The following is an 8,365-nucleotide window of genomic DNA, read 5'->3' on the forward strand; positions in this document are numbered from 1 at the left end:
ACTATTTCTCAAAGATCTTTTCCCGTTTTACAAACATAGGAGGCACTAAGGACACTAAGCTTTCACTAAGAGTCACAAAACAAACGGAGAGCCTTAGTGCAACTTGTGTCCTTAGTGCCTTAGTGGTAAAAAAACTGTAGCAATATTTAAAAGCCCAGTTTTAACAAATCATGACAATCATGAAAATCTGCGTTCCTTCTTTTCAAATTATTTATATTTACTTGTATGAAAACAAAAGAAGAAATTGTAAACAACTGGCTACCCCGGTATACAGGGCAGAAATTAGAAAACTTTGGCAAGTACATTTTGCTTACCAATTTCAGCAACTATGTAAAGCTTTTTGCAGAGTGGAACAATGTGGAAATAGTTGGTCTTGACAAACCCATGCAGTGTGCTACAGCTGATGACATCACTATTATAAACTTTGGAATGGGCAGCCCAACCGCCGCTACCGTCATGGATCTTTTAACAGCCATTGAACCAAAAGCTGTTTTGTTTTTGGGCAAATGTGGAGGTTTGAAAAAAAGAAACAAAGTTGGCGACCTTATCTTGCCCATTGCAGCGATAAGAGGTGAAGGTACTTCGAACGACTACTTCCCACCGGAAGTTCCTGCACTGCCTGCATTTGCGCTGCAAAAAGCCGTTTCTACCACCATTCGCGATTATGCTGTTGACTACTGGACAGGCACTGTTTACACGACTAACCGCCGCGTGTGGGAGCACGATGAAGAGTTTAAAGCATATTTGCAGAAGGTAAGAGCCTACGCCATTGACATGGAAACTGCGACTATTTTTTCTGTAGGATTTTATAACAAAATTCCAACCGGAGCTTTACTGCTTGTGAGCGATTCTCCAATGATTCCGGAAGGCGTTAAAACAGAAGAAAGCGATAAAAAAGTAACCGGCGACTTTGTTGAAAAACACATTCGCATCGGCATCGACTCGTTGAAACAATTGATCAATGACGGCCATACGGTGAGACACTTGAGGTTTTAGACATTGCGTTGGCGATGTTTCTGTGCAGCAGGGCGAATGCAATTCGCCCCTACCATTTTCAACTCTCCATTCTCAACTCTCAACTCATGAACCTTCTTCAAATAAAAAATCTCCACGTTGAATTTACCAACAACGATGCCACCACAAAGGCATTGCACGGGATTTCGTTTGAAGTGAATAACGGTGAAATTGTGGCCGTGGTGGGCGAATCCGGTTCCGGTAAATCGGTAACAGCAATGTCGATCCTGCAACTACTTCCCTCGCCTCCGGCAAAATATACGAGCGGAGAAATATTGTTTAGTGATGATGCCGAAACGACCATCAATCTTTTAAACCTACCGGAAAAAGAATTGCGCAGCATTCGCGGCAACAAGATCTCCATGATTTTCCAGGAGCCAATGACGTCTTTAAATCCGGTATTTTCATGCGGGCAACAAGTTGCTGAAGCAATACAACTACACGATAAAGTTTCAAAAAAAGAAGCCCTGCAAAGAACTGTTGAATTGTTCAAACAGGTTCAGCTTCCAGATCCCGACAAAATAATCAATCGCTATCCGTTCCAACTAAGCGGCGGACAGAAGCAACGCGTGATGATAGCAATGGCAATGAGCTGTAATCCTTCTTTGCTAATTGCTGACGAGCCTACGACTGCGCTTGATGTTACTGTTCAGAAAAGAATACTGCAACTCATCAAAGAACTGCAACAACAAAATAACATGGGTGTGATTTTCATTACCCATGATCTTGGCGTTGTGGCAGAAATAGCGGACAAAGTTGTGGTGATGTACAAGGGAAATATTGTTGAGCAGGGACCAACCAAAACTGTTCTGCAATCGCCAAAGCATCCCTACACACAGGCATTGCTGCAATGCAGACCAGCACTTCATCCCAAAGGAGAAAGGCTTCCTGTTATCAGCGATTTTCTTGAACCAAAACAACATACAAAACCACTCGCAAAGACGGTTCCCGAACAGAAAAAAAACAGCGCTGAAACCCTGTTAGAAGTTAGAGACTTAACTGTCAAATTCCCTTCCGTTAAGAACTTTTTTGGAAGAACGCTTGAGTATAATACTGCGGTCAACAATGTAAGCTTTGACATTTATAAAGGGGAAACGCTCGGCCTTGTGGGTGAATCGGGCTGCGGTAAAACAACCTTAGGCAGAACGCTCCTGCGCCTGCAGGATGCGCAGGAAGGCAAAATTATTTTTGAAGGAAAGGATCTTCTCGCCATTGATAAAAATGAATTAAGAACCAGGCGCAAAGACTTTCAAATTGTTTTCCAGGACCCATACTCTTCTTTGAATCCAAGAAAAACCGCAGGACGGGCCATTGTAGAACCATTACAGGTTCATGAGGTATTAACTTCTACCAATAAGCGAAAAGAACTGGCCATGGAACTGCTTGGCAAAGTAAATCTCCAGCCCGAACATTTTTATCGCTATCCCCATGAATTCAGTGGCGGTCAGCGCCAGCGAATCGGTATCGCCAGAGCTTTGGCCCTCAATCCCGGCTTTATTGTTTTTGACGAATCGGTAAGTGCGTTGGATGTCAGCGTTCAAGCACAAGTACTGAATTTATTGACCGACTTAAAGAACGAATTCAATTTTACAGCCATTTTTATATCACACGATCTTTCTGTGGTAAAATATATCAGCGACCGCATCATGGTAATGCGAAAAGGAAAAATAGAAGAAATCGGCTATGCGGAAGCGGTATACAATAATCCTCAAAGTGCATACACCGCACAGCTTTTAAGCGCCATTCCTACGGTTTAGCTCTTGTGGAAATAAAAAAGAGAGTGGTAGAAACCACCCTCGTAACACATGAGAAAACAATAACTGCCTTGATATTTTACTTTCTGTGCCCGACAGCTGACCAGAAATATTGTGCAAAATTATTACATAATAGGCATTCAAAATCAATCAAAGATTAATAAATAGAAAAATGTTTTTGCATAACACCGAGCAGTACGGTATTTATGTCATCGTTTCTATAATTATACCTGAACTCACATTCTTTAACGTGCAAATACAGCATATTCTTATGCAATCCGCGAAACTTTACCATTCTATTTTTGGTATCGTTCCAAAAACAGAAGATATCATCTTCAGCTACATCGCTACTGTTTTGAATGTTAAATAGCTTCCAGTTTTTGAAATCGGCTACAGCGTGATAGTTATGCAGCTTGAACTGATCGAGATTGTGGTCACTCACAGCTTGTCCATTGCCATTTTCGGATTTTTCTTTCCGTTCTAATGAGCTGGCAAAAACTTTCCCATTGTGCCAATGAAAACCGTAGAGCGTTTGATGTCTCTCTGGTCCGTTTTCATAGTCGTTGCCTTGCTTCTTAAGGTAAACAACTGAATGGTTTTTTGAATAATTCGAAGTTGGGTTCTTCTCCTCACAATGCCTGGCTATGCGCAGACGGATGGTTCTAAAATAATTGTTGACGGTAACCCTACTTACTCCTGTGAGGTTTGCTATCTGTGTAGCAGTGAGATCTTCGGAAAAATAACGCAGGATATCCTGGCTTTTTCCTTCAGATAAGTGGGCCCCCTTTAGCATACTGTTCTTCATTTCCGGGTAGTTCAGGTGTGTTGTTTTACGAAAAATTTCGCATTCAAATTTTTTACTAATTCACTGCAGCAAAAACATAAAATACATCAGCGGATTATTTTATGGGTTGAGTGAACATACAAGATCATTTTCTTATATATGACGCAATGAATTAAAAAATGTTACATCAGACCTTGACAAGGATCAAGTCAAAAACGTTGGATGGTAATAAAGAAATAATTGAGGATTTTTTCGGGGATGAGCGGCAAGTAAAGTGGAGAGTTGAGAATTGAGAGTTGAGAGTTATAGATTCTTGTGCTTTGGTATTGTTAGTCGCTGGTGGCGAGTGGTTAAAGTCTCGCTCACTCTCAACTCTCCACTCTCAATTCTCAACTGTCAATTACGCGCACAAAAAAGGCAAACGTTCCGTCTAAGAAGCGTTTGCCTTGCTAAAAAAATTAAAAAACCACTATTTCACATCGAGTTGAAACATGCTTTCGCTTTCGATGAATCCTTCCAATTCATCTCCTACAACCACTTCCCCTACTCCGGCCGGTGTACCGGTAAAGATGAGATCGCCGATGTTTATGGAGAAATAATTGGAGATATAGGCCACCACTTTATCAAAATTGTTAAGCATCAGTCCGGAGTTGCCTTGTTGAACAATCTCTCCGTTTTTCTTCAATGAAAAATTGATATCTTTCTTGCTTTTGATATTTGTAAATGGTATCCATTTGCCAATTGCAGCGGAGTTGTCCCAGGCTTTTGCCTTTTCCCACGGCAGCCCCTTTTCTTTCAATTCGTTCTGGATATCGCGGGCAGTAAAATCAATACCTACGGTTACAGCGTCGTAGTATTTGCTGGCAAATCTTTCCTGAATGTATTTACCGTTCTTATTTATTCTTAAAACAAGCTCGCATTCGTAATGTAATTCGTTGGTAAACTCAGGGTAATAGAACGGAGTATGCGCCTGCAATAAGGCACTTTTGGGCTTCATAAAAATAACTGGCTCGTCTGGAACTTCATTTCCCAACTCCTGGGCATGCGCTACATAGTTACGGCCAACACAGAATATTTTCATATTCAATAAAACGGTTTAATGATTTAATAATCATGTTTAAAAGGGGCTTACCCCCGCGGTTGATATCTGGGATATTGAATAGAAAAAGTATCGCGAAAATAAAGATTCGCTTTTACATCTCATAATGAGAAGGTGAGTTTGTTATAAAGATTCATCGTCTGTTCGATGCCCACTTGTGAATAAGTTTCAATTAGTTCTACGCAACTGTTCACTTTTTTTACCACCAGCGGCCATTCGTCGGATGTCCATTTTCCCAACACAAAATCAATCTGCCGTCCTTTGGGGAAATTATTACCTATTCCAAAACGCAACTTAGGAAAATTGTCTGTTCCCAAATGCTCCTGAATGCTTTTTAAACCGTTATGACCGGCGTCGCTGCCGCCTCTGCGCAATCTTACTTTTTCAAGTGGCAATGCCAGATCATCTACAATCACCAGTATATTCTCAATTCCTATCTTTTCCTTATCCATCCAGTATTTCACCGCTTTCCCACTAAGATTCATGTAAGTGGTGGGCTTAACACAAATGAATATTTTTCCTTTCCATCTTATTTCAGCAACATCCGCAAGGCGATCCGGCTTAAATGAAACCGCATTTTTGCCGGCAAATGTGTCCAACACATCGAAGCCAATATTGTGCCGCGTCAGCTCATACTCGGCTCCTATATTACCTAACCCAATTAGGAGAAATTTGTTCATTTGGAATTCAAAATTTGATATTTGATCTTTAAAATCTTACAAATTCTTGCTGCAAAACAATAGGTAGCGGCTCACAGTCAATAATTTAAAATTTCTAATCTCAAATTTCAGATATTATATTTCTAATGAAAAAGCCCGGTTGCAAATAACCGGGCTCTATTGAAATGAAATTATTTATTTCTTTCCTTTTTCCGCGCTTTCTTCTTGTTTCAACTGACGAGTCATAACAATTGAAGCGATAGGAATACGTGGAGAGTTCATAAATTCGTAGTTCTCTGCCACAACATCTTCAACACGGATGTTTTCGTTAAGTTCCAGGTTAGTGATATCTACCGTAATATTTTCTTTCAAATATTTAGGGTAAGTTTTCACTTTCAAAGATTTCATTTTCACAACGAATTTACCACCGGCTTTAACACCTGCAGCGGCTCCTGTAAATTCAAGAGGCAAAGTTGCTACTACTTTTTTGTCTTCAACCAGTTCCATAAGGTCGATGTGGATCAATTGGTCTGAAACTTTGTCAAATTGCAAATCTTTCAAAATGCATTTGTAAGTGTTACCGTCCAATTTTACTTCAGCGATCAAGAATTCGCCTGTGTAAACAAGACCTTTAAGTGCAGTTGCCGGAGCAGAGAAGCTAATCTCTTTCGCACCCCCGTAAATTACACCTGGCACTTTCTCCTCAGAGCGAAGTTGGCGGGTGGCTTTTTTGCCAATGTCGGTCCTGAGTTGTCCTTCGATTGTAATTGTCTTCATTTTTATTTTGTTTTAAATTTCTACTTGTTTCTTCTTTGCGAATGGATGAACAGACTGGTGATACTTTGATGCTCAAACGCATTTCTGATTGCTACCGCAAACAAATTTGCAACTGACAAAACCTTGATTTTATCTATTTGCTGTTTTACCGGTATGGTATCACAAACCACCATTTCATCCAACACACTGTTTTGAATGTTTTCATATGCTTTACCACTGAAAACAGGGTGTGTACAAAGAGCTCTTACGCTTGTCGCGCCTTTATCCATCAACAATCCGGCACTTTTTGTAAGTGTACCGCCTGTGTCACAAATATCATCTATCAAAACCACGTTCCTGTCTGTTACATCACCTATCACCACCATGCTTGCTATCTCGTTTGCGCGTTTACGATGTTTGTCGCAAATCACCATTTCTGCGTTAAAATAGCTGGCAATTTCCCTGATCCTATTGGCACTACCCACGTCAGGGGCCGCAAAGGTAAGGTTTTCGAGATTTAATTGCTCTATATATGGGATAAAAATTGCTGAACTGTCAAGGTGGTCCACCGGAATATCGAAGTATCCCTGGATCTGCGGAGCGTGTAAATCCATGGTAATCACGCGGTCGGCACCTGCAGCGGTGAGCATATTGGCCACCAGTTTGGAACCAATTGCTACACGGGGCTTATCTTTTCTATCCTGTCTTGCATAACCATAGTAAGGCATTACGGCAATTACTTTATCTGCCGAAGCCCTTCTGGCGGCATCAATCATTAACAAAAGTTCCATTATGTTATCTGTTGGCGCACAAGTACTTTGCACCAAAAAAACAACATCGCCGCGAATACTTTCATTAAAAATCGGCTGAATTTCGCCATCGCTGAACTTCTGGATGGTTATTTTTCCCAGAGGGGCGCCGAATTTCTCCGCAATTTTTTCAGCCAGGTATTGCGAACCTGTTCCGGAAAATATCTTAGCTGAACTCTGCATATGGGGAATAAATTGATGCGACGAAGATAAAAACTTAGCAGAGAATCAACGAACTAAAAGCAGGGAATTAGAAATTAAAATTGGGTTTGCCGCGGAAAGCTGTATTTGTTGTGGAAAAAAATTTCCCTTTGAAACGCAATCTTTACAAGACGCTTCCAAAGGGAAAATAAAATTTGTGTGTAAAAACTTAAAAAACTTGACCGATTTGATCAAAATCTATTTAACAGACGCCAATGCCTGCGTTTCGGTTGCTTTTACATTTGTTGATTTTGAATTAAATGCATAAAAAATAGAGGAGCAAACGAAGATTGAGAAAAAAAGCGCTACAAGATAAATGCCTGCGCAGAAGAATAGGGACTGCATTCCCCCTAGTTGGTTTACGTTACTTTTCATGGATGTTGAATTTAGTTTGTTCTAAGGATGTTGAATTGGAACCTAACGTTTTCTGAAAACTGTTATAGTTACGTTAACGTTTGTGATTCAAATTTATTACCTAAAATTGTTCGATGCAAGAGAAAAAGTACTCAATTAAACACTGGGCAAAAGATGATAAACCCCGCGAAAAATTACGATCCAAAGGCGCACAATCCCTAAGCGATGCTGAACTTCTTGCAATATTGATCCGCGATGGAGATACCCAAAAAAACGCCATAGAACTGGGACAGGAGCTCTTGAAGATGGCAGATGACAATCTGATCAAGCTTGGTAAACTTACGATCAAGGATTATATGACCGTAAGAGGGATAGGTGAAGCAAAAGCTGTTATTATCGCCGCCGCCATGGAACTGGGCCGGCGACGTGAAGGCGGATCATTTTTGGCAAAGCCCATCGTTAAAAGCAGTAAAGACGTTGCCACCTTTTGCAGGAGTCTTTTAAGGGACATGAGGCAGGAGGCTTTCATGGTTCTTTTTCTCAGCCAGTCTAACAAAGTTTACCGCCACGAAGTCGTAAGTATTGGTGGTATTACGAGCACGGTCGTTGATGTCCGGATTATTATAAAAAAGGCGCTTGAGGAAAATGCCGTTTCTCTAATTGTTTGCCACAATCATCCTTCGGGCAGCTTGAAACCGAGCAAAGCCGATGAATCAATGACCATTAAAATAAAAGAAGCCGCCGCTTTTTTTGATATAAAACTCCTCGACCATCTTATTGTGAGTGAGGAAGGGTATTATAGTTTTGCGGATGAAGGAAGAATATGAGGGTAATTAATAATTAAAAGGTGTACCAGCCTAAGACAAAGCATACTTCTCTCAGTTCAAAAATTAGCAGGGCCGCATTCAATGAAGAATGCGGCCCTGCTAATTATT

9 protein-coding genes are annotated in these 8,365 nt (G+C 40.7%); 3 read left to right on the forward strand and 6 right to left on the reverse strand.

What is annotated here, in order from left to right; translation table 11 throughout:
• Positions 1-225: 225 nt before the first annotated feature.
• Together KTO63_RS26115 and KTO63_RS26120 are read left to right on the forward strand one after the other, a co-directional pair.
• A complete protein-coding gene (locus KTO63_RS26115; protein ID WP_217795310.1) occupies positions 226-996 on the forward strand; it encodes an AMP nucleosidase in 771 nt (256 codons plus the stop codon).
• Between the two features lie 86 nt (positions 997-1,082).
• The gene (locus KTO63_RS26120) at positions 1,083-2,771 is read left to right on the forward strand and encodes an ABC transporter ATP-binding protein (RefSeq protein WP_217795312.1); all 1,689 of its coding nucleotides are present in this window, start codon (positions 1,083-1,085) and stop codon (positions 2,769-2,771) included.
• Positions 2,772-2,925: 154 nt separating this feature from the next.
• Here the strand turns inward: KTO63_RS26120 and KTO63_RS26125 are convergent, their stop codons facing one another.
• The 6 genes from KTO63_RS26125 to KTO63_RS26150 all read right to left on the reverse strand — a co-directional run bounded on the left by KTO63_RS26125 (position 2,926) and on the right by KTO63_RS26150 (position 7,451).
• Positions 2,926-3,573, reverse strand: coding sequence for a hypothetical protein (locus KTO63_RS26125; RefSeq protein ID WP_217795315.1), 648 nt, complete (start codon positions 3,571-3,573; stop codon positions 2,926-2,928).
• Between the two features lie 448 nt (positions 3,574-4,021).
• Positions 4,022-4,633, reverse strand: a complete 612-nt coding sequence (locus KTO63_RS26130; RefSeq protein ID WP_217795317.1) for a fumarylacetoacetate hydrolase family protein — start codon at positions 4,631-4,633, stop codon at positions 4,022-4,024.
• 119 nt (positions 4,634-4,752) lie between these two features.
• On the reverse strand, positions 4,753-5,331 hold the full coding sequence (pth, locus tag KTO63_RS26135) for an aminoacyl-tRNA hydrolase (protein ID WP_217795319.1): 579 nt from the start codon (positions 5,329-5,331) through the stop codon (positions 4,753-4,755).
• Positions 5,332-5,505: 174 nt separating this feature from the next.
• Entirely contained in the window at positions 5,506-6,087 is a 582-nt protein-coding gene (locus KTO63_RS26140) for a 50S ribosomal protein L25 (RefSeq protein WP_217795321.1), read from the reverse strand.
• A 20-nt stretch (positions 6,088-6,107) separates the two neighbouring features.
• Positions 6,108-7,058, reverse strand: a complete 951-nt coding sequence (locus KTO63_RS26145) for a ribose-phosphate pyrophosphokinase (RefSeq protein WP_217795323.1) — start codon at positions 7,056-7,058, stop codon at positions 6,108-6,110.
• A 216-nt stretch (positions 7,059-7,274) separates the two neighbouring features.
• Positions 7,275-7,451, reverse strand: a complete 177-nt coding sequence (locus KTO63_RS26150) for a hypothetical protein (protein ID WP_217795325.1) — start codon at positions 7,449-7,451, stop codon at positions 7,275-7,277.
• A gap of 113 nt (positions 7,452-7,564) precedes the next feature.
• Between KTO63_RS26150 and radC the strand changes: the two genes are divergently transcribed.
• The gene (radC, locus tag KTO63_RS26155) at positions 7,565-8,257 is read left to right on the forward strand and encodes a RadC family protein (RefSeq protein ID WP_217795327.1); all 693 of its coding nucleotides are present in this window, start codon (positions 7,565-7,567) and stop codon (positions 8,255-8,257) included.
• The last annotated feature ends 108 nt before the right edge of the window (positions 8,258-8,365 follow it).

Origin of the sequence: Pinibacter aurantiacus, assembly GCF_019130065.1 — a bacterium.
Classification (GTDB): Bacteria; Bacteroidota; Bacteroidia; order Chitinophagales; family Chitinophagaceae; genus Pinibacter; species Pinibacter aurantiacus.

Bases quoted from the DNA above. Each gene is read 5' to 3' on its own strand.
- KTO63_RS26130 (WP_217795317.1), bottom strand. From the start codon at position 4,633: ATGAAAATATTCTGTGTTGGCCGTAACTATGTAGCGCATGCCCAGGAG.
- KTO63_RS26120 (WP_217795312.1), top strand. From the start codon at position 1,083: ATGAACCTTCTTCAAATAAAAAATCTCCACGTTGAATTTACCAACAAC.
- KTO63_RS26115 (WP_217795310.1), top strand. From the start codon at position 226: ATGAAAACAAAAGAAGAAATTGTAAACAACTGGCTACCCCGGTATACA.
- pth (WP_217795319.1), bottom strand. From the start codon at position 5,331: ATGAACAAATTTCTCCTAATTGGGTTAGGTAATATAGGAGCCGAGTAT.
- KTO63_RS26150 (WP_217795325.1), bottom strand. From the start codon at position 7,451: ATGAAAAGTAACGTAAACCAACTAGGGGGAATGCAGTCCCTATTCTTC.
- KTO63_RS26140 (WP_217795321.1), bottom strand. From the start codon at position 6,087: ATGAAGACAATTACAATCGAAGGACAACTCAGGACCGACATTGGCAAA.
- KTO63_RS26125 (WP_217795315.1), bottom strand. From the start codon at position 3,573: ATGAAGAACAGTATGCTAAAGGGGGCCCACTTATCTGAAGGAAAAAGC.
- radC (WP_217795327.1), top strand. From the start codon at position 7,565: ATGCAAGAGAAAAAGTACTCAATTAAACACTGGGCAAAAGATGATAAA.
- KTO63_RS26145 (WP_217795323.1), bottom strand. From the start codon at position 7,058: ATGCAGAGTTCAGCTAAGATATTTTCCGGAACAGGTTCGCAATACCTG.